This window comes from Pseudomonas sp. TNT2022 ID642 (assembly GCF_028656995.1).
GTDB lineage: Bacteria > Pseudomonadota > Gammaproteobacteria > Pseudomonadales > Pseudomonadaceae > Aquipseudomonas.
The window spans coordinates 73,059-95,469 of the sequence record NZ_JAMDGW010000006.1 but is presented as its reverse complement, the minus strand read 5'-3'; the positions used below and the strand labels follow the sequence as shown (position 1 = coordinate 95,469).

21 protein-coding genes are annotated in these 22,411 nt (G+C 58.6%); 14 read left to right on the top strand and 7 right to left on the bottom strand.

The window, feature by feature from the left end; genetic code table 11:
• Positions 1-91: 91 nt before the first annotated feature.
• Both M5G26_RS05180 and M5G26_RS05175 read right to left on the bottom strand, forming a co-directional pair.
• A complete protein-coding gene (locus M5G26_RS05180; protein ID WP_273914610.1) occupies positions 92-1,945 on the bottom strand; it encodes an Lnb N-terminal periplasmic domain-containing protein in 1,854 nt (617 codons plus the stop codon).
• Between the two features lie 95 nt (positions 1,946-2,040).
• Positions 2,041-2,529: a DUF3015 domain-containing protein gene (locus tag M5G26_RS05175; protein ID WP_007909797.1), complete on the bottom strand. Its 489-nt coding sequence runs from the start codon at positions 2,527-2,529 to the stop codon at positions 2,041-2,043.
• A gap of 301 nt (positions 2,530-2,830) precedes the next feature.
• Between M5G26_RS05175 and M5G26_RS05170 the strand changes: the two genes are divergently transcribed.
• Positions 2,831-5,269: a Lon protease family protein gene (locus M5G26_RS05170; RefSeq protein ID WP_038361727.1), complete on the top strand. Its 2,439-nt coding sequence runs from the start codon at positions 2,831-2,833 to the stop codon at positions 5,267-5,269.
• Between the two features lie 312 nt (positions 5,270-5,581).
• Complete coding sequence (locus tag M5G26_RS05165; protein ID WP_095121723.1) at positions 5,582-5,899, top strand: PA4575 family protein; 318 nt, start codon at positions 5,582-5,584, stop codon at positions 5,897-5,899.
• A gap of 51 nt (positions 5,900-5,950) precedes the next feature.
• Here M5G26_RS05165 and M5G26_RS05160 read toward each other — a convergent pair whose 3' ends face one another.
• Positions 5,951-7,780, bottom strand: coding sequence for a hypothetical protein (locus M5G26_RS05160; RefSeq protein ID WP_273914609.1), 1,830 nt, complete (start codon positions 7,778-7,780; stop codon positions 5,951-5,953).
• Positions 7,781-7,941: 161 nt separating this feature from the next.
• On the opposite strand from M5G26_RS05160, the gene M5G26_RS05155 reads away from it, so the two are divergent.
• The 3 genes from M5G26_RS05155 to M5G26_RS05145 all read left to right on the top strand — a co-directional run bounded on the left by M5G26_RS05155 (position 7,942) and on the right by M5G26_RS05145 (position 9,610).
• Complete coding sequence (locus tag M5G26_RS05155) at positions 7,942-8,430, top strand: TIGR00645 family protein (RefSeq protein ID WP_007909801.1); 489 nt, start codon at positions 7,942-7,944, stop codon at positions 8,428-8,430.
• Positions 8,431-8,565: 135 nt separating this feature from the next.
• Positions 8,566-8,871, top strand: a complete 306-nt coding sequence (locus M5G26_RS05150; protein WP_150694646.1) for a DUF6482 family protein — start codon at positions 8,566-8,568, stop codon at positions 8,869-8,871.
• 121 nt (positions 8,872-8,992) lie between these two features.
• Positions 8,993-9,610 (top strand): FKBP-type peptidyl-prolyl cis-trans isomerase, encoded by a 618-nt coding sequence (locus M5G26_RS05145; protein ID WP_008078561.1) that lies wholly within the window; start codon positions 8,993-8,995, stop codon positions 9,608-9,610.
• A 131-nt stretch (positions 9,611-9,741) separates the two neighbouring features.
• On the opposite strand, the gene M5G26_RS05140 is transcribed toward M5G26_RS05145, so the two are convergent.
• The 3 genes from M5G26_RS05140 to M5G26_RS05130 all read right to left on the bottom strand — a co-directional run bounded on the left by M5G26_RS05140 (position 9,742) and on the right by M5G26_RS05130 (position 11,661).
• Positions 9,742-9,999 (bottom strand): PA4570 family protein, encoded by a 258-nt coding sequence (locus M5G26_RS05140; protein ID WP_034153845.1) that lies wholly within the window; start codon positions 9,997-9,999, stop codon positions 9,742-9,744.
• Between the two features lie 205 nt (positions 10,000-10,204).
• Positions 10,205-10,546: a zinc ribbon domain-containing protein YjdM gene (locus tag M5G26_RS05135; protein WP_016986200.1), complete on the bottom strand. Its 342-nt coding sequence runs from the start codon at positions 10,544-10,546 to the stop codon at positions 10,205-10,207.
• 146 nt (positions 10,547-10,692) lie between these two features.
• Positions 10,693-11,661, bottom strand: coding sequence for a polyprenyl synthetase family protein (locus M5G26_RS05130; RefSeq protein ID WP_007950962.1), 969 nt, complete (start codon positions 11,659-11,661; stop codon positions 10,693-10,695).
• 239 nt (positions 11,662-11,900) lie between these two features.
• On the opposite strand from M5G26_RS05130, the gene rplU reads away from it, so the two are divergent.
• The 5 genes from rplU (at position 11,901) to M5G26_RS05105 (ending at position 15,741) form a co-directional block, all read left to right on the top strand.
• Positions 11,901-12,215 (top strand): 50S ribosomal protein L21, encoded by a 315-nt coding sequence (gene rplU / locus M5G26_RS05125; protein ID WP_003176051.1) that lies wholly within the window; start codon positions 11,901-11,903, stop codon positions 12,213-12,215.
• Between the two features lie 34 nt (positions 12,216-12,249).
• Entirely contained in the window at positions 12,250-12,507 is a 258-nt protein-coding gene (rpmA, locus tag M5G26_RS05120; protein ID WP_003176049.1) for a 50S ribosomal protein L27, read from the top strand.
• A 193-nt stretch (positions 12,508-12,700) separates the two neighbouring features.
• Complete coding sequence (cgtA, locus tag M5G26_RS05115; RefSeq protein ID WP_016986202.1) at positions 12,701-13,924, top strand: Obg family GTPase CgtA; 1,224 nt, start codon at positions 12,701-12,703, stop codon at positions 13,922-13,924.
• A 220-nt stretch (positions 13,925-14,144) separates the two neighbouring features.
• Positions 14,145-15,263, top strand: coding sequence for a glutamate 5-kinase (gene proB / locus M5G26_RS05110; RefSeq protein WP_034153848.1), 1,119 nt, complete (start codon positions 14,145-14,147; stop codon positions 15,261-15,263).
• 10 nt (positions 15,264-15,273) lie between these two features.
• Entirely contained in the window at positions 15,274-15,741 is a 468-nt protein-coding gene (locus M5G26_RS05105) for a CreA family protein (protein ID WP_007909822.1), read from the top strand.
• Positions 15,742-15,924: 183 nt separating this feature from the next.
• Here the strand turns inward: M5G26_RS05105 and rpsT are convergent, their stop codons facing one another.
• Positions 15,925-16,197, bottom strand: a complete 273-nt coding sequence (rpsT, locus tag M5G26_RS05100; protein ID WP_003228351.1) for a 30S ribosomal protein S20 — start codon at positions 16,195-16,197, stop codon at positions 15,925-15,927.
• A gap of 252 nt (positions 16,198-16,449) precedes the next feature.
• Between rpsT and murJ the strand changes: the two genes are divergently transcribed.
• The 4 genes from murJ to lspA all read left to right on the top strand — a co-directional run bounded on the left by murJ (position 16,450) and on the right by lspA (position 22,406).
• Positions 16,450-17,988 carry a murein biosynthesis integral membrane protein MurJ gene (gene murJ / locus M5G26_RS05095; protein WP_134177291.1) on the top strand — a complete coding sequence of 513 codons (1,539 nt, stop codon included), beginning with the start codon at positions 16,450-16,452 and terminating at the stop codon, positions 17,986-17,988.
• Between the two features lie 129 nt (positions 17,989-18,117).
• Complete coding sequence (gene ribF / locus M5G26_RS05090; RefSeq protein ID WP_038361708.1) at positions 18,118-19,056, top strand: bifunctional riboflavin kinase/FAD synthetase; 939 nt, start codon at positions 18,118-18,120, stop codon at positions 19,054-19,056.
• Between the two features lie 13 nt (positions 19,057-19,069).
• Positions 19,070-21,901 (top strand): isoleucine--tRNA ligase, encoded by a 2,832-nt coding sequence (gene ileS / locus M5G26_RS05085; protein WP_038361705.1) that lies wholly within the window; start codon positions 19,070-19,072, stop codon positions 21,899-21,901.
• Positions 21,894-22,406, top strand: coding sequence for a signal peptidase II (gene lspA / locus M5G26_RS05080; RefSeq protein WP_007909836.1), 513 nt, complete (start codon positions 21,894-21,896; stop codon positions 22,404-22,406). The genes ileS and lspA overlap by 8 nt, the downstream gene beginning before the upstream one ends.
• Positions 22,407-22,411 lie beyond the last annotated feature (5 nt).

Below are 22,411 nucleotides of genomic sequence, written 5' to 3'. Positions count from 1 at the left end.
TGTGAAAGAAAGATCAAAAGATCGCAGCCTGCGACAGCTCCTACAGGTGAAGCACATTCCAAATGTAGGAGCTGCCGAAGGCTGCGATCTTTTAATAGTGATACCACTTCACTTCAAGCATGACTTCGGTTTCCGGCGTGGCGAGATGGCTGAACTCACGCTGCGCACTCAGGCGCAAACCAAGGTTGCGCGACAATTCCCACTGCTGATTCAGACTCAGGCTGCGGCGCACTTCGCCATTGAAGAAGTAATCGCCCTTGGCCTCCAGACTGAGATTGCCCAGCGGGTTTTTCCACAACACGCCGGTATTGAAACCACCCGCCGGGGACACGAACTCGGCGAAGTCATTGTTGTGTTCAACGCGTACCGTGCCGAGAGCAAAACCCAGCACATCCTCACCCAGCGCCCACGTGCCACCGCCACCACCGTTGACGTGGCTGACCAGCGTTTCGTCATCGTGCTTGCCCGGTACGCGCTCCAGGCCACCGGTGACCTGCCACGACAGCGGCTGCAGCAGCTCATTGCGTGGCGTCAGCGAGCGAATCGTCGCCAGATCCAGTTGCTGGAACTGCCAGTGATTGCCTTCGTACTGACGCAACTTCATCTGCAGGATTTCGATCTGTGCGCCGAGCGGGAAGCTCTCGGCGTTGTCGTTGAGATCGTGATAGGCCATGCGCAAACCGTACTCACCGAATGCACGATCACCACGGGTGCCGAGACCGGCCTGCCAGGTGCGGGATTCGTGGCCGTCTTCCGGCAAGCCTGGCTGCGGAATGTCCAACTCAGGTGCCGGGTTCTTGTTGATCGCCCGCAGCAATTCGAAACTGCGCTGCGCCCGTTGCGGATCACGTTCCTGCCCGTTGGCGCGGTAGCGCTCGAGGCGATACGCCGCGTCGATGATCAACGCCTGACGGTCGCGTGGCAGGGCTTTGAAAGCCGGATCCTGCAACTGCTGCTGATCGGCGCTGACGTTCAGCACCCATTGCTGTTCGTCACTGTTCAATGGCTCGGCGCGGCTGAGCAATTCGCGCTCACGGGACGGGCGATATTCGATGCTTTCCACCAGCCCGGCTTCTTTCACCGCTTTAACGGTGTCCGTGGGTATCGCGGTCAACGGGAATTGTTCGGTCAGGCGCAGGCTCGGCCGTGCGACTTGCAGCAACTCCAGCAAGCGATACGAGCAGTTTTCGTCGAAGAAGAAGTAGTCGAACTGGATCTGCTTCAACTCCCACACATGCTCGACCATGCGTGCGGTTTCTTCCTGGGTCAGATTGAGCCGGTATTCCCACAGATCGCGGTTTTCCAGGCTGCGGTATTCGGAGAGTTTTTCCTGATACGGCACCAGGGCGAACAATCCCGGATAACCGCCCATCAAACCTTTCCAGGCATACAGAATGCTGTTGTCCGAGCCTTCGATGTAGGCGCCGAAGTTGATCGCGTAACTGAGCAGCGATGTCTTGTCGGCCTGCACGTCAGCCTGATCGATACGCAGCAGGGTGTGACCGAACATCGATGACGGGCTGTTCAAATAAGCCGCCGGGAAGATCATCACCGCGCTGTGCGGCGAAACATCCTTGAACCACTTCTTGTATTCGGCGCATGCAGGTGTCGGCAGATCGCTGAGATTGAGCTGCGCTTTCAACCAGCGAGTGCGCGCCGGATACACACATTGCGCATGTTGCTCGCCAAGACTGGCCGGGGCGTACAGCGCTTGCACGGTGGCCGCCAGTTCATGATCGGGATGTTCATTGCCATCGGGCGCCAGAAAGAACTTCTTGTCGCTGACATAGCTGCGCCAGCCGCCAAGCTTGGCGGTTTCGTAGTGACCGAGGGAAATCCAGAAGCGGTCGTTGGCCAGTTGCTGCAAACGTTGAGGGTCGATGGTTGGCGCGGCGGACAGCGGGGCGCAGACACAGAGCGCCAGCCAGGCAAGGCGTTTGAGCATAGTCGGCAACTTGAACAGGAAAGAAATAAAGACCCAAGGAGGGACGGGCCGAAAAAATAAAACCCGCTTCCCGAAGGAAGCGGGCGAGGTCGAGCTTAAGCCTGAGTTGCGTACTTGGCCAGACGAGGATCCGATTTCAGCACGGCCAGGGTGTTGGTATGCACGTCTTCAGCGGTCACGTCAGCCTTGCTGAAGATCTGCTGGAAGTGCTCGTGAGTCACAGCCGCGAAGTGCGCACGGTCTTCCGGCGCTACGCCCAGTACCACGGCGTAAGTCGTCAGCGCTTCGCCGTTGCCTTTGGCCATGTCTTCGGACAGCTCGTTCATCATGCCATTCATGGCAAACCAGGATTTGCCGCCGTAGGTCAGCGATGCGTTGGTCGAGCAGCCGTTGGTGCCGGACGTCATCCCGAAGGTGGCGTTACCGGACGTGCCGTTGGTGGTGGAAGCGAGGAAGTGAGCAGGGGTGCCACGCTGACCTTCGAACAGCATGTTGCCCCAACCGCAATCCGGGCCGCCTGGAGCTTGCGCCATTGCGTTGATGGATACAGCGGTGAAGAGAGTACCGAGAAGAATCCGTTTCATAGCTTTGTTCTCTTTATGTGCATACCAATGGACAGGGTTCTGGCCCCCCAAGCTCTGTACGAGACAGACCCAAACGAAGCCAGTGGGCCGGTATTAGTTCCAGCCGCGCAGTTTGGAGTTTAGGCACGTTCCAGGGGTTCCGTGGTTTTTTGCAAAATATTTGGAATAAACCCCGGTTTCCGGGGGCGGGCCGCCGGCTTGGCCGGTTGTCTATGCTTTGTGGTGTGGCGCGCCTTGCCAGTGGGGCACGGGCAGCGCCAGAATGCCGCTATCTGCCCCGCCTGATTGTTAAGGAAGCCCGATGCCTGATCCTGTTGCTGCCAGCTTGCGTCTCGCGCCCGAAGCGCTGACCCGTCCGTTTTCCGCTGAACAGTTCAGCTTCACTACCACCAATGATCTGGAGCCCTTTCGCGGTGTGCTCGGCCAGGAACGCGCGGTCGAAGCCTTGCAGTTCGGTGTGGCCATGCCACGCCCCGGTTACAACGTATTCGTCATGGGCGAGCCCGGCACTGGCCGTTTCTCGTTCGTCAAACGCTACCTGAAGGCCGAAGGCAAACGCCTGCAGACCCCGGCGGACTGGGTCTACGTCAATAACTTCGATGAGCCGCGCGAGCCGCGTGCGCTGGAACTGCCTTCGGGCACGGCCGGCGCATTCATCGGTGACATCAACGGTTTGATCGACAACCTGCTGGCGACGTTTCCAGCGGTGTTCGAGCACCCGTCCTACCAGCAAAAGAAAAGCGCCATCGACCGAGCTTTCAACCAGCGCTACGACAAGGCCCTCGACATCATCGAGCGTCTGGCCCTGGAAAAAGACGTCGCCCTGTATCGCGACGCCAGCAACATTGCCTTCACGCCGATGCTCGACGGTAAAGCGCTGGATGAAGCGGAATTCGCTCAGTTGCCGGAAGCCGATCGTGAGCGTTTCCACGATGACATTTCCGGCCTCGAAGAGCGCCTGAACGAAGAACTCGCCAGCCTGCCGCAATGGAAGCGTGAGTCGAACAATCAGCTGCGTGCGCTCAACGAAGAAACCATCACCTTGGCCTTGCAGCCGTTGCTGTCACCGTTGTCGGAGAAGTACGCCGAGAACGCTGCGGTCTGCGGTTACCTGCAAGCCATGCAGGTCTATCTGCTGAAAACCGTGGTCGAGCAACTGGTCGATGACAGCAAGACCGACGCCGTTGCGCGCAAGCTGCTGGAAGAGCAATACGCGCCGAGCCTGGTGGTCGGTCATCCAGTGAGCGGCGGTGCGCCAGTGGTGTTCGAGCCGCACCCGACTTACGAAAACCTCTTCGGCCGCATCGAATACACCACCGATCAGGGCGCGCTTTACACCACCTATCGCCAGTTGCGTCCGGGTGCCTTGCACCGCGCCAACGGCGGTTTCCTGATTCTTGAAGCGGAAAAAATGCTCAGCGAGCCGTTCGTATGGGATGCGCTGAAACGCGCCTTGCAATCGCGCAAGCTGAAAATGGAATCGCCGCTGGGCGAGATGGGCCGTTTCGCCACGGTGACGCTCAACCCGCAGCACATTCCGTTGCAGGTCAAGGTCATCATCATCGGTGCGCGATCGCTGTACTACACGCTCCAAGACCTCGATCCGGACTTCCAGGAGATGTTTCGCGTTCTCGTTGATTTCGACGAAGACATCCCGATGGTCGACGAGAGCCTGGAGCAATTCGCCCAGCTGTTGAAAACCCGAACTTCGGAAGAAGGCATGGCACCGCTGACCGCCGATGCGGTGGCGCGTCTGGCGACCTACAGTGCACGCCTGGCCGAACACCAAGGGCGTTTATCGGCGCGCATTGGCGATCTGTTCCAGTTGGTCAGTGAGGCGGATTTCATTCGTCATCTGGCCGGCGATGAGATGACCGATGCCGGGCATATCGAACGAGCGCTGAAAGCCAAAGCCACGCGCACCGGGCGTGTGTCGGCGCGGATTCTCGACGACATGCTCGCCGGGATCATCCTGATCGACACCGATGGTGCTGCAGTCGGCAAGTGCAACGGTCTGACCGTGCTCGAAGTCGGCGACTCGGCGTTTGGTGTGCCGGCGCGTATTTCCGCCACGGTTTATCCGGGTGGCAGCGGCATCGTCGACATCGAGCGTGAGGTCAACCTTGGGCAGCCGATTCACTCCAAAGGCGTGATGATCCTCACCGGGTATCTGGGCAGCCGTTACGCCCAGGAATTCCCGTTGGCGATTTCCGCGAGCATCGCTTTGGAGCAATCCTACGGTTACGTTGATGGCGACAGTGCGTCGTTGGGCGAGGCGTGCACGCTGATTTCGGCGCTGTCGAAAACCCCGCTCAAGCAGTGCTTCGCGATCACCGGTTCGATCAACCAGTTCGGTGAAGTGCAGGCGGTTGGTGGGGTCAACGAGAAGATCGAAGGCTTCTTCCGCCTCTGCGAAGCACGCGGCTTGACCGGCGAGCAGGGCGCGATCATTCCGCAGGCCAACGTCGCCACGCTGATGCTCGATGAGAAAGTACTGGCGGCGGTGCGTGCCGGGCAGTTCCACGTGTATGCGGTGCGACAGGCCGACGAGGCGTTGAGTCTGTTGGTGGGCGAACCGGCCGGTGAGCCGAATGCCGATGGCGAATTCCCGGAAGGCAGCATCAACGCACGGGTGGTGGAGCGCTTGCGCGACATCGCCGAAATGATCAGCGAAGAAGACCTCAAGGAAGCTGAGAAGGAACTGGCGCAGGAGGCTTTGGCCGAAGCCAAACCGGCTTAAGCTTTAACGCGGTCAAAAACTGTGGGAGCGAGCCTGCTTGCGAAAGCGCTGTATCAGACGACGAATAAGTTGCCTGACGCTCCGCATTCGCGAGCAGGCTCGCTCCCACATTTGTTTTGTGTGAATTCATCGAAAATTCGCCACTACTCTGACGCCAATATTCACACAATGACCATTCGGCGCCTTCTGGTTCCATTCGGCTTGCGCAGCGAACTTTTCCTCTATTCTCAGCTCAAGGATATCGACAGTATCACTGGATCGAGCCAGTCCTCCCGTGAGGGCTGAATACCGGCTTCACCGAGGGTCGCCGCCATGTCGCGCAACCTCTGTCTCACCCGTCAATGCCTGGGTCTCGTGACCCGTATCGAATGCGCCATCAAGCCGTTGGCCGGCGATAACGGCATGTGGACGCTGCTCTTCGCCGCCGGCATGGCCGGCGAACAACCTTCCGCCATCAAGGCCCAAGGCCCGTTTCATGGGCCGGTCGCCGCTGAATCGATACTCGACACCATCGTCGAAAGTCTGACCTTGCACGGCTATGAACTGGCCGATGATCCGCAGATCTGGAGCCTGCACCTGCAAGCGCAGTTGCGGCAGATCAACGGTGGTCGTGGCCGCAGCCTGAATTAGGATCTACGCCTGTAGGCGCTGCCGCAGGCTGCGATCTTTTGATCTTGCCCTTCAAGGGACAGCATCAGGCAGCTGCGCCTTGTCGAGTTTGACCTCAAAACCGTATTGCACGGTGGCGAGGTCGGTGCGCTGATAGGCTTCCACGTGGGTTGGGCGGCCGTAGAAATAATGCACGCCAAACAGCGCCGGGCCTTCTGCGCTCGCATCGTGGCTGACCGAGAGGATCTGCTTGAGGTAGTTGCCACTGTCGTCTTTGACGAAGAAACGCCACTCGTTGGGCGGGAACAGTTTCAGGTCCACCACCAATTGGTTGTTCTTGATCTCCAGGCCGTTGGGCAAGGATTTGGCGTCGTACGCCTGTTTGGCCACCGTGGCGAGAAACAGCGGCATTGAGCCGACGGCAATCGCCGGGGTTTCCGGGAACAGGTTCAGGTCGTAGGTGATCGTCGCGCGCAGCGGATCGACTTGATAGGCCTCGGGCGGCAATTCAATCGGTTCATCGAGCTTGCCACCGCGCTTTTCGGTGAAGAACGTGACAGGACTGACCCCGGGATTGAAGTCGTCGCCCAGCAATTCATCGTTGAACGTGCGGCGGTGGGAAAACTCGATGCGGGCAGCGCTCGGCTCTTCCACGGATTGGTGGACGCGGATGCCCGCCTTCAATTGCTCTTCGGTCAGGCTCGCGCCCTTGAGCCAGTTGGCCGCCAGATCGTCGTAAACGGTCACCGACGGATCCAGTGGCTGGATGGTTTTCTCCGTGGTGTGCTGATTGAACGTGCGAATCGGCAGGTCCAGCGATTTGCGGGTCACGGTCGCCGAGGAAAAATCCAGCACGCTGACTTCCAGCGTTTCGATCGGGCCATTGAAATAGACCTTGTTGTAGCGACGCGGGTGTTTCTGCTCGAAATCCTGCTGTTCCTGGGTCAGCTGCTTTTCCAGCGTATCGCTCCAGGTTTTCTGCTGTTGCAGGTACGTCAGTTGTTTCTCGTAGAAGGCTACTTGCTCCGGACTCTCGTTGATCGAGCCGGCACGCACCAGGTACTGTCCGGTGTTATCGCGGGCCTGAACGATCATCGGGTTGAGCTGGGCATCGGCGACTTCCGTAGCCAGCGGAAGGTTGTTGCTGAATTCGACTTCGGCGTAATTCTGTTCAAGCTTCAGCAGTTTGACGCTGAGGTTGTCATTGCTGCGGGTCTGGCCGACGTCCTTTTGCGTCAGGTCGAAGCTGTACAGGCGGCGCGGGGCGATGACTTCGATCTGGCCTCGCAGGCTGACCGGTTGCGGCAGGGTCTTCTTGTCCACATCCAGTCCGTCGATGAATGGGTAAGTCACGGTCAGGTCATCGGGGTTGGTGACGTTGGAGCTGGAGGGGCTGAGCTGAATGCCCGGATCGGTTTCCGACCATTCCGGCTGATAGGCGATCACACGTTTGTTGCTCAACGTCACCGACTGCCACTCCACGCCATGGGGGAACAGGAAGCCGCCGGGAATGTTCAGGTTGAACGGGAACACCGGTTGCAGATCAGTGAGGTAATCGGAACTGGCGTCCTTGTGCAGCACGAACAGGCCATTGATAAAAGTGTCGACCAGGGTCTGCGGGGCAGGGTAGTGCTTGAGCACGGCGAGGGCGTCTTCGCCGTATTCGGTGCGCGGTGGATTATCGGCGAGTTTGAGCTGCGCGCGTTCGAGCAGCAGCAGTGAGCCGCCGAGTTCGGTGATGGCGTCCTTGAGTTTCGAATCGGTGATGGCGTCCAGCGACTGTTCGAACGTTGCGGTCTTTTCTTCAAGGCTGGCGGCGTGCTTCTCGTCGCCGGGCGAGCAGCCGCTGAGCAACACAGCAAGGCATATTCCGGCAGTCGTTATTGGTAATCGCACATCCATTTCCACGCGTCCTGTCTACAGTCACTGGGCTGTCAATGGTTTGGACACTAGCAGAAAAAAAATCACTCACACACGCAGGTGGCGGATTTTTCGGCGGTTTCTGGCTGTCATAGGGGGCTGTTATACTCGCCGCCATTTCCAGCCCCCCTGTGTGAGATTCAATGGAACGCTTTATCGAAAATGCAATGTACGCCTCGCGCTGGCTGCTGGCGCCAATCTATATCGGGCTGTCCCTCGGACTGCTGGCGCTGGCACTGAAATTTTTCCAGGAAGTTTTCCACATCCTGCCCAACGTGTTCTCGATGGCCGAGTCGGAACTGATTCTGGTGCTGCTGTCGCTGATCGATATGGCGCTGGTCGGCGGCCTGCTGGTGATGGTGATGATTTCCGGCTACGAGAACTTCGTCTCTGAACTGAACATTGATGAAGGCAAGGAAAAGCTCAGCTGGCTCGGCACCATGGACTCTTCGTCGCTGAAGATGAAAGTCGCGGCTTCGATCGTGGCGATCTCCTCGATCCACCTCCTGCGCATCTTCATGGATGCCAAGAACGTCGATCCAGAGCACTTGATGTGGTACGTGATCATCCACATGACCTTCGTCGTCTCGGCCTTCGCCATGGGTTACCTGGACAAGGTCACCAAGCACTGATCAACCGTTGATCGCTGCAAAAACACCGCCCGTCTGTTGTGAAACAGACGGGCGGTGTCGTTTGTGGCTTGTGCTTTGGTGCGCGCGGGCATATCCCTGTAGAGGTCCTGACTCGCCACGTTGTGAGGTGCGTTCATGAACCTGCAAGAGTTGAATGCGTTTGCCATCGCCAAGAAGGTTGATGAGCTGAATCTGATCTCCATGGAAGGCGGGATTTATCTGCTCGAAGCGCGGATGCATGGGGCGGCGTATCCGTTGAGTGATCTCAAGGGCAAGATGCTGACGCTGCGCTCGGTTGAGCATGCGCGGGATTTGCTGCATGACCTTCCGGTGCTGCCGTTCAACCTCGTACACACCTCGGTACATGATGAAATGTGTGGTCTGGGCGCCAGTGGCGAGGAAAGCCTGAAGGTGCCGCTGGCCTGGCGTTCTGCCCTGTAGGCGTTGTGCGCCATCGCGGGACATCTGTGCTAGTCTGCTCGCCCTTTTGGTTCCGGGCGCGCCGGGACGCGCTGTGCAAGCACGGCAAGTCTTGTGGCCGTCCGCACAGCGGAGCAGTGTCATGTCCGAAGTAAATCTGTCCACCGACGAAACCCGCGTCAGCTATGGCATCGGCCGTCAGCTGGGTGACCAGCTGCGCGACAACCCGCCACCGGGCGTTAGCCTGGACGCCATCCTGGCCGGTCTGACCGACGCGTTCGCCGGTAAGGAAAGCCGTGTTGGCCAGGAAGAAATGTCCGCCAGCTTCAAAGTGATCCGCGAGATCATGCAAGCCGAAGCCGCTGCCAAAGCTGAAGCCGCTGCAGGCGAAGGCCTGGCTTTCCTGGCTGAAAACGCCAAGCGTGATGGCATCACCACCCTGGCTTCCGGCCTGCAATTCGAAGTGCTGACTCAGGGCGAAGGCGCCAAGCCAACCCGTGAAGATCAAGTGCGTACTCACTACCACGGCACACTGATCGACGGCACCGTGTTCGACAGCTCCTACGAGCGTGGCCAGCCTGCAGAATTCCCGGTTGGCGGCGTGATCGCTGGCTGGACCGAAGCCCTGCAACTGATGAATGCCGGCAGCAAATGGCGTCTGTACGTGCCGAGCGAACTGGCTTACGGTGCTCAAGGCGTTGGCAGCATCCCGCCGCACAGCGTTCTGGTATTCGACGTCGAGCTGCTGGACGTTCTGTAAGACCGGGCCTGCCTTGATGGCGGGCTAATGTGGGAGCCAGCCTGCTGGCGATAGGGTCGACCGGGTTTTCCTTCAGGACCGCGTTGGTACCATCGCCAGCAGGCTGGCTCCCACAGTTTTTTGGGTGATGCTCATAGTTCTATCTTGTGATGCAGCTCACTGGTCGGGCGCAACGCCCGGGCATAGCAGAACAGGAACAGATTGCGCACCAGCTCCTTGAGCACCAGCGGCTCGCTGGAATTGAGGCTGCTGACGTCCAGATCCCCTTGATCCTGCAGTTCATGCAGAGCTTCTTCTTCAAGCACCGCACAGACTTCACCGGTTTCCCGATGGAGGATTCTGAGGTAAGGGTGTGGGCGGTCCAGCCACGCGTCGATCAAATAAGTCATGGTTCTCATCTCCTTGAAGGGTTTCAATGAGAATAATTCTTATTCATCAAATAGCAAGCGTCTATTGGCGGATTCTGAAATTTTCCGGGTAAAGATTGCGTAAGGTCAAAACGGCTGGCGTTTGGCTATTGCTTGGTTTTGCTGGGGCGGAGCGGGGAGGGCGAAGCTCCATCCCACGCCTGGCGCGGGATGGATGACAAGCGATTCAGACCTTTCTGACGAACTCGGATTTGAGTTTCATCGGGCCGATGCCGTCGATCTTGCAGTCGATGTCGTGGTCGCCATCGCACAGGCGGATGTTCTTGACCTTGGTGCCGACCTTGACCACCAGCGAGGTGCCCTTGACCTTCAGATCCTTGATCACGGTGATGGTGTCGCCGTCCTGCAGGACGTTGCCGACCGAATCTTTCTTCACGGCGTCATCGGACGCCACTTCGGCTTCGCCACTGGCGGACCACTCGTGGGCGCACTCCGGGCACACCAGTTGGGTGCCATCTTCGTAGGTGTATTCGGAATTGCATTTCGGGCAGGGTGGCAACGTGCTCACTAAGGCTCCTTGGGATGTGGATCGCTAAAAGTCGCACATTGTATAGGGTTTTAGCTTTTCAGGCAGTCAAAAGCAAAAATCGCAGCCCCGACAGCCCCTGTAGGAGCTGCCGAAGGCTGCGATCGTTTGATCTTGCTTCAGCGATATCAGTGCGTACGGGCGACCGCAAACTCACTCAGTTCAACCAGCGCATCCCGATATTCACTGGCCGGCAGGGCATCGAGGCACTTGATCGCACGAGCCACGTAATCACGGGCCAGTTGCGCGGTGTACTCCAGCGAACCGGACGCTTCCACGGCAATGCGGATGCTTTCCAGATCTTCGATCCCGCCTTTCTGGATCGCCTGACGCACCAGTGCAGCCTGTTCCGGCGTGCCTTCGCGCATGGTGTAGATCAGCGGCAGAGTCGGTTTGCCTTCGGCCAGATCGTCACCGACGTTCTTGCCCAGGGTTTCCGCGTCACCCTTGTAGTCGAGCAAGTCGTCGACCAGTTGGAATGCGACACCCAGGTGATCACCGAAGGTGCGCAGGGCTTCGCTCTGTTCGGCGGTAGCACCGGCCAGTGCGGCGGCACTGTGGGTCGAGGCTTCGAAGAGCATCGCGGTCTTGCCGCGGATGACTTCCATGTAGGTTTCTTCGGTGGTGCTGGCGTCGCGAACCTTGGACAGTTGCAGCACTTCGCCTTCGGCGATGATGCGCGTGGCCTGGGAGAGGATCTTCATCACCGGCATCGAGCCCAGTTCGACCATCATTTCGAACGAGCGCGAGTACAGGAAGTCGCCGACCAGCACGCTCGGAGCATTGCCCCACATGGCGTTGGCGGTCGAACGGCCACGGCGCATGCCGGACATGTCGACCACGTCGTCATGCAGCAGAGTGGCGGTGTGCAGGAATTCGATGGTGGCGGCCAACAGGCGCATGTCGTCGCCTTCGCGACCCAGGGCCTTGCCACACAGCAACACTAATAAAGGACGCAGACGTTTGCCGCCGGCCGAGGTGATGTAATCGCCGATTTTCGATACCAGCGGTACTCGGGAAGTCAGCTGCTTCTTGATGATGCCGTCGACGGCGCTAAAATCGTCCGCCACCGCGCGGTAGAAAGCTTGGGGTTGCATCAGCGAGAGTCGCTCCAGAAGGGTTGCGCGGCATGCTAGGACCCCCGTCCAGACCTGTCAAGGCGCGATGGACGGCTACTTGCAAGCCTGCCGCGCCTTGCGTACAATCGCGCACCCTGAACTTCCTGGGCAGCACCTGCCTTACGCAATTGCAACGGGCCTTCCAGCCTTATGCAGCCATGCCAGCCAATACCTCTTCCTATAAAGAGCTGGGTGAGCAGGATTATCGGAGAAATACCATGTCTTATGCAGTAATCGTTACTGGCGGCAAGCAGTACAAAGTCGCCCCAGGTGAATACCTGAAGATCGAAAAACTGGAAATCGCCACCGGCGAATCCGTTACCTTTGATCGCGTTCTGTTGGTTGCCAATGGCGACGACGTGAATATCGGCGCTCCAGTTGTTGCTGGCGCTACCGTTGTGGCTGAAGTGATCTCCCAAGGTCGTCACGATAAAGTCCGCATCATCAAGTTCCGTCGCCGTAAGCACCACATGAAGCGTATGGGCCACCGCCAGTGGTACACCGAGATCAAAATCACCGGTATTCAGGCTTAATTTCAGCCTAATTCCTCACTAGGAGAATTGACTCATGGCACACAAAAAAGCTGGTGGTAGTACCCGTAACGGTCGCGACTCAGAAGCCAAACGCCTTGGCGTTAAGATGTATGGCGGCCAGAAAATCATTCCGGGCAACATCATCGTGCGTCAGCGCGGCACCCAATTCCACGCTGGCTACGGCGTTGGCATGGGTAAGGATCACACCCTCTTCGCGAAAATCGAAGGCGTGATCAAGTTTGAAGTAAAAGGCGCGTTCAACCGCCGTTACGTGAGCGTTGTCGCAGCTTAATTGCGCGATCGCTGGAAAAGCCCTGTCTCGCGACGGGGCTTTTTCGTTTGTGGGGTGAGTCTCTTGCAAAACTGTTTGTATGGGCTGTCGGCGTGCGATACATGTCGTGTTTTGGGGTCGCTGCGCTCATTTTTGCAAGAGTCTTATGTCTTGATTGTTTTTCGGCTCGTCCGTATGGCGAGAGGCGTTGGTTATGAAGTTTGTTGATGAAGTATCGATTCGCGTAAAGGCTGGTGACGGCGGCAATGGCGCCATGAGTTTCCGTCGGGAAAAATTCATCGAAAACGGTGGCCCGAACGGCGGTGATGGCGGTGACGGCGGTTCCATCTACATGATGGCTGACGAAAACCTCAACACCCTGGTCGACTACCGTTACACCCGGCACTTCGATGCCGAGCGTGGTTCCAACGGCGGCAGCACTGACTGCACCGGTAAAAAAGGCGAAGACCTGATCCTGCGCGTGCCGGTCGGCACCACGGTGATCGACTCTGCCACCCAGGAAGTGATCGGCGACCTGACCAAGGCTGGCCAGAAGCTGATGGTCGTGCAGGGCGGCTGGCACGGTCTGGGCAATACCCGTTTCAAATCCAGTACCAACCGTGCGCCGCGTCAAACCACGCCGGGCAAGCCGGGTGAGCAGCGCGACCTGAAACTGGAAATGAAAGTGCTGGCTGACGTCGGTCTGCTGGGCTTGCCGAATGCCGGTAAAAGTACTTTTATCCGTTCGGTATCGGCCGCTAAGCCGAAAGTTGCCGATTACCCGTTCACCACGCTGGTGCCGAACCTCGGTGTGGTCAGCGTCGATCGCTGGAAGAGCTTCGTCATTGCTGACATTCCGGGTCTGATCGAAGGTGCTTCCGACGGTGCGGGTCTGGGCATTCGCTTCCTCAAACACTTGGCGCGTACGCGTCTGTTGCTGCACCTCGTCGATATGGCGCCGCTGGATGATTCCAGTGCACCGGATGCGGCTGAAGTGATCGTCAACGAGCTGATCAAGTTCAGTCCGTCCCTGGCTGAGCGTGATCGCTGGCTGGTGCTGAACAAGTGCGACCAGATCCTTGAAGAAGAGCACGATGAGCGCGTCAAGGAAATCGTTGATCGCCTTGAGTGGACTGGTCCGGTTTACGTGATCTCGGCGATCGCCAAGATCGGTACCGAGCGTCTGTGCCACGACATCATGCGTTACATGGAAGATCGCGCCGATCGCCTGGCCAATGACCCGGCTTACAAGGAAGAGCTGGCCGACCTCGATCAGCGCATCGAAGATGAAGCGCGCGCGCAACTGCAGGCGCTGGATGACAAGCGTGCCCTGCGCCGCAGTGGCGTGAAGTCGGTCCATGACATCGGCGACGATGATTGGGACGAAGAAGATGTGGATGACGAAGACGGTCCGGAAATCATTTACGTGCGTGACTGATTCGTTGGGTAGGAGCTGCCGCAGGCTGCGATCTTTTGATCTCCAGAAGATCGCTGGTGTGTGCTGAGTCTTCATCTCGGGGCGGTGTTATCATCGCTGCAAGCCGTTTTTCTAAGGCGCCGCTCAATCGAGCGGCGTTTTAGTATCTGGAAATCGCAAGTCACAAATAACGTCATGGGCGGCGCTGGGTCGCGCTGCCCTCAAGCTAAGGTTGAAGATGATGCGGAGCAAGGTGACAGGTGCGCAGCGTTGGGTCGTGAAGATCGGCAGCGCTTTGCTGACAGCTGATGGCAAGGGGCTGGATCGCGCGGCAATGAGTGTCTGGGTCGAGCAGATGGTGGCCTTGCATGAGGCTGGCGTCGAGTTGGTGCTGGTGTCCTCCGGGGCGGTGGCGGCCGGCATGAGTCGTTTGGGCTGGACCGCACGACCCAGTGCGATGCACGAGCTCCAGGCGGCTGCGGCAATTGGTCAGATGGGTCTGGTGCAGGCGTGGGAGTCGAGCTTCGCTGAGCATGGCCGGCACACTGCACAGATTCTCCTGACTCACGACGACCTGTCCGATCGCAAGCGCTACCTCAATGCCCGCAGCACCCTGCGCGCACTGGTCGAGCTGAAAGTTATTCCTGTCATCAACGAAAACGACACCGTGGTCACCGACGAAATCCGTTTCGGCGACAACGATACGCTGGCGGCGCTGGTGGCTAACCTGGTCGAGGCGGATCTGCTGGTGATCCTGACCGATCGCGATGGCATGTTCGACGCCGATCCGCGCAATAACCCCGATGCGCAGCTGATTTACGAGGCGCGCGCGGATGATCCGAGCCTGGATGCAGTGGCGGGTGGTACTGGCGGCGCGCTGGGTCGTGGCGGCATGCAGACCAAGCTGCGTGCGGCACGTCTGGCTGCGCGTTCCGGTGCGCACACCATTATTGTTGGTGGGCGTCTTGAGCGCGTGCTCGATCGTCTGAAGGCGGGTGAGCGCATCGGCACATTGCTGTCGCCTGAGCGCGGCATGCTTGCGGCGCGTAAGCAATGGCTGGCTGGGCATCTGCAAACTCGCGGCACGCTGGTGCTGGATGATGGCGCGGTGTCGGCATTGTCCCAAGGCAACAAAAGCTTGCTGCCAGTCGGTGTCAAACTGGTTCAAGGCAGCTTCCGTCGCGGCGAGATGGTCGTCTGCGTGGCGCCCGATGGTCGCGAGATTGCTCGTGGTCTGGCCAACTACAGTGCGCTGGAAGCACAAAAAATCATCGGTCAGTCGTCAGATGCGATTGTCGGTTTGCTCGGTTACATGGCGGAGCCTGAACTGGTTCACCGTGACAACCTGATTCTGGTTTAAGGAAAACTCGATGCGTTTAGCGAAAGGATTGTTGGGCTTGCTGATGGCAATGCCATTGCTGGCCTCGGCCGAAGAAATCGGTCAGGTGTCGACGGTGTTCAAGTTTGTCGGCCCGAACGACCGCATTGTGGTCGAGGCTTTCGATGATCCCAAAGTCGAAGGGGTTACCTGCTACCTGTCGCGCGCCAAGACTGGCGGTGTGAAGGGTGGTCTGGGTCTGGCTGAAGATCGTGCCGAAGCTTCGATCGCCTGTCGTCAGGTAGGGCCGATCAAGTTCAAGGGTGATCTGAAGGATGGCGATGAGGTGTTCAAGGAGCGCACTTCGCTGGTATTCAAGACCATGCAGGTGGTGCGTTTCCTCGACAAGAAGCGCAACACGCTGGTGTATCTGGTCTACAGCGACCGCTTGATCGAAGGCAGTCCGCAGAATGCCGTGACCGCCATCCCGATCCTGCCATGGGTGCCGGTCCAGCAATAACACCGCAAATCCAACTGTAGGAGTGAGCCTGCTCGCGATAGCGGTGTGTCAGTCGATGCAATTATTGACTGTGACACCGCTATCGCGAGCAGGCTCACTCCTACATTTTTTTGCGCTGGGATTTGTTAAATCACAGGCAATAAAAAACCGACCCTAAGGTCGGTTTTTTAATGACTACGTCGATTAAGCGGCTTCTTTCAGCGCTTTAACGTGGCCATTCAGACGGCTCTTATGACGAGCAGCCTTGTTCTTGTGGATGATGCCTTTATCGGCCATGCGGTCGATAACTGGCACAGCCAGAACGTATGCAGCTTGAGCTTTTTCAGCGTCTTTTGCGTCAATGGCTTTAACTACATTCTTGATGTAGGTGCGAACCATGGAACGCAGGCTGGCGTTGTGGCTGCGACGCTTCTCAGCCTGTTTTGCACGTTTTTTGGCGGAAGGTGAGTTGGCCACCGTCGAGCTCCTCGAAAGACTTTTTAGGAAATAGCAAACAAAATAGGCCGCGAATCATGCCGATGAGTTGAAGTCTTGTCAAGGGCACTTGAAACGTTCCGCTAAGTGGTAGGTATAAAGAGGCGGGATATTTATTTCCGGCGCTTGACCTGTAAACTCGCGAGCTTTGGCTCTGTGCTGCTGCGGCGCGGAGTATCGCACAAGTAGGCGCTTTGTTCGCCTGCTGTTTATCGACAGGCACAAATTCCCTCAATGAATCTGCTCAAATCGTTGGCCGCCGTCAGCTCTATCACGATGCTTTCCCGGATTCTGGGCTTTGTTCGTGACACGCTGATTGCTCGTACTTTCGGCGCCGGGATGGCGACGGACGCCTTTTTTATTGCCTTCAAACTGCCCAATCTGTTGCGGCGTATCTTCGCTGAAGGCGCGTTCTCTCAGGCATTCGTGCCGATTCTCGCTGAATACAAAAGCCAGCAGGGTGAAGAGGCGACCCGAACCTTTATTGCCTATGTGTCGGGTCTGCTGACGCTGGTATTGGCGGTAGTGACGGCGCTGGGCATGATCGCTGCGCCCTGGGTGATCTGGGCGACGGCCCCGGGTTTTACCGATACGCCGGAAAAATTCCAGCTCACCTCCGATCTGTTGCGGGTGACGTTCCCCTATATATTGCTGATCTCCCTGTCCTCACTCGCGGGCGCGATTCTCAATACCTGGAACCGTTTCTCGGTGCCGGCCTTTGTGCCGACGTTGCTCAACGTCAGCATGATCGTGTTTTCGCTGTTCCTCACGCCGTACTTCGATCCGCCGGTGATGGCGCTGGGCTGGGCAGTACTGGTCGGTGGACTGGCGCAGTTGCTCTATCAGCTGCCGCACCTGAAAAAGATCGGCATGCTGGTGTTGCCGCGCCTGAACCTGCGCGATACCGGCGTCTGGCGCGTAATGAAGCAGATGCTGCCGGCGATTCTCGGCGTGTCGGTCAGCCAGATCTCGCTGATCATCAACACCATCTTCGCCTCGTTTCTGGTCGCAGGCTCGGTGTCGTGGATGTATTACGCCGACCGCTTGATGGAGTTGCCATCCGGCGTGCTTGGCGTGGCATTGGGGACGATTCTGCTGCCGACGTTGGCGAAAACCTATGCCAGCAAGGATCGCCATGAGTACTCGCGAATCCTCGATTGGGGCCTGCGCCTGTGCTTTGTGCTGGTGCTGCCCTGTGCGCTGGCGCTGGGGATTCTCGCCGAGCCGCTGACTGTTTCGTTATTCCAGTACGGTCAGTTCAGTGGCTTCGACGCCGAAATGACCCAGCGCGCATTGATTGCTTACTCTGTCGGTCTGCTCGGGATTATCGTGATCAAAGTGTTGGCACCGGGCTTTTATGCGCAACAGAACATCCGTACACCGGTAAAAATCGCAATCTTCACCCTGGTGGTCACTCAGTTGTTCAACCTGGTGCTGATTGGCCCGTTGGCGCACGCTGGGCTGGCCCTGGCGATCAGTGCCGGTGCCTGTCTCAACGCCGGATTGCTGTTCTATCAACTGCGTAAACAGCAGATGTATCAGCCGCAGCCGGGTTGGGCCAAGTTTGGTTTCAAGCTGGTGATCGCGGTGACGGTGATGTCGGCAGTGCTGCTGCTTGGCATGCATTTCATGCCGGCGTGGGATCAAGGTCACATGCTTGAGCGCTTCCTGCGTCTGGGCGCTTTGGTGGCTGCCGGCGTAGTGGCGTATTTCGGTATGTTGCTGCTGCTGGGTTTCCGCCTGCGCGACTTCAATCGCAAGGCCTTGAGCTAAGGTTTTACCCTTTATAAGTAGGCGCGGGCCGGCAGTTTTGTCGGCTCGTTCACTTTGCGTTACGGTGTTGCCTGTCGTCGGCCGTCGGGTGTGGTTATAATCGACCACTTTATGAGCAAGAAGCGCGTTATGCAGCTGGTTCGAGGCCTCCACAACTTGCGCCCCCAGCATCGGGGCTGCGTCGCCACTATTGGCAACTTTGACGGTGTTCACCGTGGTCACCAGGCTATCCTGGCCCGACTGCGTGAGCGTGCGCTCGAGTTGGGCGTACCCAGCTGCGTGGTGATTTTCGAGCCGCAGCCACGGGAGTTCTTTGCCCCCGAGACCGCGCCGGCGCGTCTGGCGCGGCTGCGTGACAAGCTGCAACTGCTGGCCGCCGAAGGCGTTGACCGGGTGTTGTGCCTGGCCTTCAACCAGCGCCTGAGCAAGCTCAGCGCCAGTGAATTCGTCGATACCATCCTCGTCGATGGTCTCGGCGTGCAGCACCTGGAAGTCGGTGACGATTTCCGCTTCGGTTGCGACCGTCTCGGCGATTTCGACTTCCTGATGCAGGCCGGGCAGGTTCACGGTTTTACCGTTGAAGCGGCGCAAACCGTCGAGCTGGACGGCATTCGCGTTAGCAGCACCCAGGTGCGCAACGCGTTGGCCGCCGCCGATTTCGCCTTGGCCGAACGTTTGCTCGGTCGCCCGTACCGGATTGCCGGTCGCGTGCTGCATGGCCAGAAGCTGGCCCGGCAACTGGGTACGCCCACAGCCAATATTCAACTCAAGCGTCGTCGCGTGCCGTTTACCGGGGTGTATCTGGTGGATGTCGATATCGACGGCAAGACCTGGCCCGGCGTCGCCAATATCGGCGTACGGCCCACGGTGCAAGGTGATGGCAAGGCCCACCTTGAAGTCCATCTTCTAGATTTTGCCGGCGATCTGTATGACCGGCGTTTGACGGTGGTTTTCCACCAAAAGCTGCGTGAAGAGCAGCGCTTCGCCTCCCTGGAGGCATTGAAAACGGCGATCAATGCGGATGTCGCCACCGCCCGTGCACTAGCCGCACCTAGCGCCCATCGCTAATGAAGAGCCTTAAATGACCGACTATAAAGCCACGCTAAACCTTCCGGACACCGCCTTCCCAATGAAGGCCGGCCTGCCACAGCGCGAACCGCAGATCCTGCAGCGCTGGGACAGTATTGGCCTGTACGGAAAGTTGCGCGAGATTGGCAAGGATCGTCCGAAGTTCGTTCTGCACGACGGCCCTCCGTATGCCAACGGCACGATCCACATCGGTCACGCACTGAACAAGATTCTCAAGGACATGATCATCCGCTCGAAGACCCTGTCGGGCTTCGACGCGCCGTATGTCCCGGGTTGGGACTGCCACGGCCTGCCGATCGAGCACAAGGTTGAAGTGACCCACGGTAAGAACCTGGGCGCGGACAAGACCCGCGAGCTGTGCCGTGCCTACGCCACCGAGCAGATCGAAGGGCAGAAGTCCGAATTCATCCGTCTCGGCGTGCTGGGCGACTGGGCCAACCCGTACAAGACCATGGATTTCAAGAACGAGGCCGGTGAAATCCGCGCCCTCGCCGAAATCGTCAAGGGCGGTTTCGTGTTCAAAGGCCTCAAGCCGGTGAACTGGTGCTTCGACTGCGGTTCGGCCCTGGCTGAAGCGGAAGTCGAGTACGAGACCAAAAAGTCCTCGACCATCGACGTTGCCTTCCCGATCGCTGACGAAGCCAAACTGGCTGCCGCGTTCGGTCTGCCGTCGCTGGGCAAACCTGCCTCGATCGTGATCTGGACCACCACCCCGTGGACCATCCCGGCCAACCAGGCGCTGAACGTTCACCCGGAATTCAACTACGCGCTGGTTGATGTCGGCGACAAGCTGCTGGTATTGGCTGAAGAACTGGTCGAAGCCTGCCTGGCGCGCTACAGCCTGGAAGGCTCGGTCATCGCGACCACCACCGGTAAAGAGCTGGAGCTGATCAATTTCCGTCACCCGTTCTATGACCGTCTGTCGCCGGTGTACCTGGCTGACTACGTTGAACTGGGCGCCGGCACGGGCGTGGTTCACTCCGCTCCTGCCTATGGCGTGGACGACTTCGTAACCTGCAAGAAATACGGCATGGTCAACGACGACATCCTCAATCCAGTGCAGAGCAATGGCGTGTACGTGCCGTCGCTGGAATTCTTCGGCGGCCAGTTCATCTGGAAGGCCAACCCGGCCATCGTCGACAAGCTGACCGAAGTCGGTGCGCTCATGCACACCACCGTCATCGAACACAGCTACATGCACTGCTGGCGCCACAAGACTCCGCTGATCTACCGCGCCACCGCGCAGTGGTTCATCGGCATGGACAAAGAGCCAACCAGCGGCGACACCCTGCGTGTGCGCTCGCTCAAAGCCATCGAAGACACCAAGTTCGTTCCGGCCTGGGGTCAGGCGCGTCTGCACTCGATGATTGCCAACCGTCCGGACTGGTGCATCTCGCGTCAGCGCAACTGGGGCGTGCCGATCCCGTTCTTCCTCAACAAGGAAAGCGGCGAACTGCACCCGCGCACCGTCGAGCTGATGGAAGAAGTCGCCAAGCGCGTTGAAGTCGAAGGCATCGAAGCCTGGTTCAAGATGGACGCTGCCGAACTGCTCGGCGACGAAGCGCCGCTGTACGACAAGATCAGCGACACCCTCGACGTTTGGTTCGATTCGGGCACCACGCACTGGCACGTCCTGCGCGGTTCGCACCCGATGGGTCACGAGAGCGGCCCGCGCGCCGACCTGTACCTGGAAGGGTCCGACCAACACCGTGGCTGGTTCCACTCGTCGCTGCTGACCGGTTGCGCCATCGACAATCATGCGCCGTACCGCGAACTGCTGACCCACGGTTTTACCGTTGACGAGTCTGGTCGCAAGATGTCGAAGTCGCTGAAAAACGTGATCGAGCCGAAAAAGATCAACGACACATTGGGCGCTGACATCATGCGTCTATGGGTCGCTTCGACAGATTATTCGGGCGAGATCGCGGTATCGGATCAGATCCTGACACGCAGTGCGGACGCCTATCGTCGCATCCGTAACACCGCGCGTTTCCTGCTCTCGAACCTGAGCGGTTTCAACCCGGCTACCGACATCTTGCCGGCCGAAGAAATGCTCGCGCTGGATCGTTGGGCGGTTGATCGCACCTTGCTGCTGCAACGAGAGTTGCAAGAGCACTACGGCGAATACCGTTTCTGGAACGTCTACTCCAAGATCCACAACTTCTGCGTGCAGGAGCTGGGCGGTTTCTACCTCGACATCATCAAGGACCGTCAGTACACCACTGGCGCCAACAGCAAGGCCCGCCGTTCGGCGCAAACCGCGCTGTTCCACATCTCCGAAGCGCTGGTGCGCTGGATCGCGCCGATCCTCGCCTTCACTGCTGACGAGTTGTGGGAATACCTGCCGGGCGAGCGCAACGAGTCGGTGATGCTCAACACCTGGTACGAAGGTCTGACCGAACTGCCGGCAGACGTTGAGCTGGGCCGCGACTACTGGGAACGCGTAATGGCGGTCAAAGTAGCGGTCAACAAAGAGATGGAAATCCAGCGCGCGGCCAAGGCCGTCGGTGGCAACCTGCAAGCCGAAGTGACGCTGTACGCTGAAGACGCCCTGAGCGCCGATCTGGCCAAGCTGAGCAACGAACTGCGCTTTGTCCTGATCACTTCGACTGCCAGCGTTGCGCCGTTCGTACAGGCTCCGGCCGATGCGGTAGTGACTGAAGTCAGCGGCCTGAAGCTGAAGATCGTCAAATCGGCCTTCCCGAAGTGCGCCCGTTGCTGGCACTGCCGCGAAGACGTTGGCGTCAACCCGGAACATCCGGAAATCTGCGGTCGTTGCGTCGACAACATCAGCGGCGCTGGCGAGGTTCGTCACTATGCCTAATGCCGTTGGCCGTTTCGGACGGTTGAGCTGGCTGTGGTTGAGTTTGCTGGTTCTGGTCATCGACCAGGCCAGCAAGTTCTACTTCGAAGGCAAGCTCGAAATGTTCCAGCAGATCGTGATCATTCCCGATTACTTCAGCTGGACCCTGGCTTACAACACCGGCGCTGCGTTCAGCTTCTTGGCTGACAGCTCCGGGTGGCAGCGTTGGCTGTTCGCCCTGATCGCAATTGTCGTCAGTGCTGTGCTGGTGGTCTGGCTCAAGCGCCTGGGCCGCAACGAAACCTGGCTGGCCGTCGCTTTGGCGCTGGTGCTGGGTGGCGCGTTGGGCAATTTGTACGACCGCATTGCCCTGGGCCATGTGATCGACTTCATTCTGGTGCACTGGCAGAACCGCTGGTACTTCCCGGCGTTCAACTTCGCCGACAGCGCGATTACCGTTGGCGCGGTGATGCTGGCACTGGATATGTTCAAAAGTAAAAAGACCGGAGAAGCCGTTCATGACTGAACAGG

Bases quoted from the DNA above. Each gene is read 5' to 3' on its own strand.
- M5G26_RS05180 (WP_273914610.1), bottom strand. From the start codon at position 1,945: ATGCTCAAACGCCTTGCCTGGCTGGCGCTCTGTGTCTGCGCCCCGCTG.
- M5G26_RS05175 (WP_007909797.1), bottom strand. From the start codon at position 2,529: ATGAAACGGATTCTTCTCGGTACTCTCTTCACCGCTGTATCCATCAAC.
- M5G26_RS05170 (WP_038361727.1), top strand. From the start codon at position 2,831: ATGCCTGATCCTGTTGCTGCCAGCTTGCGTCTCGCGCCCGAAGCGCTG.
- M5G26_RS05165 (WP_095121723.1), top strand. From the start codon at position 5,582: ATGTCGCGCAACCTCTGTCTCACCCGTCAATGCCTGGGTCTCGTGACC.
- M5G26_RS05160 (WP_273914609.1), bottom strand. From the start codon at position 7,780: ATGGATGTGCGATTACCAATAACGACTGCCGGAATATGCCTTGCTGTG.
- M5G26_RS05155 (WP_007909801.1), top strand. From the start codon at position 7,942: ATGGAACGCTTTATCGAAAATGCAATGTACGCCTCGCGCTGGCTGCTG.
- M5G26_RS05150 (WP_150694646.1), top strand. From the start codon at position 8,566: ATGAACCTGCAAGAGTTGAATGCGTTTGCCATCGCCAAGAAGGTTGAT.
- M5G26_RS05145 (WP_008078561.1), top strand. From the start codon at position 8,993: ATGTCCGAAGTAAATCTGTCCACCGACGAAACCCGCGTCAGCTATGGC.
- M5G26_RS05140 (WP_034153845.1), bottom strand. From the start codon at position 9,999: ATGACTTATTTGATCGACGCGTGGCTGGACCGCCCACACCCTTACCTC.
- M5G26_RS05130 (WP_007950962.1), bottom strand. From the start codon at position 11,661: ATGCAACCCCAAGCTTTCTACCGCGCGGTGGCGGACGATTTTAGCGCC.
- rplU (WP_003176051.1), top strand. From the start codon at position 11,901: ATGTCTTATGCAGTAATCGTTACTGGCGGCAAGCAGTACAAAGTCGCC.
- rpmA (WP_003176049.1), top strand. From the start codon at position 12,250: ATGGCACACAAAAAAGCTGGTGGTAGTACCCGTAACGGTCGCGACTCA.
- cgtA (WP_016986202.1), top strand. From the start codon at position 12,701: ATGAAGTTTGTTGATGAAGTATCGATTCGCGTAAAGGCTGGTGACGGC.
- proB (WP_034153848.1), top strand. From the start codon at position 14,145: ATGCGGAGCAAGGTGACAGGTGCGCAGCGTTGGGTCGTGAAGATCGGC.
- M5G26_RS05105 (WP_007909822.1), top strand. From the start codon at position 15,274: ATGCGTTTAGCGAAAGGATTGTTGGGCTTGCTGATGGCAATGCCATTG.
- murJ (WP_134177291.1), top strand. From the start codon at position 16,450: ATGAATCTGCTCAAATCGTTGGCCGCCGTCAGCTCTATCACGATGCTT.
- ribF (WP_038361708.1), top strand. From the start codon at position 18,118: ATGCAGCTGGTTCGAGGCCTCCACAACTTGCGCCCCCAGCATCGGGGC.
- ileS (WP_038361705.1), top strand. From the start codon at position 19,070: ATGACCGACTATAAAGCCACGCTAAACCTTCCGGACACCGCCTTCCCA.
- lspA (WP_007909836.1), top strand. From the start codon at position 21,894: ATGCCTAATGCCGTTGGCCGTTTCGGACGGTTGAGCTGGCTGTGGTTG.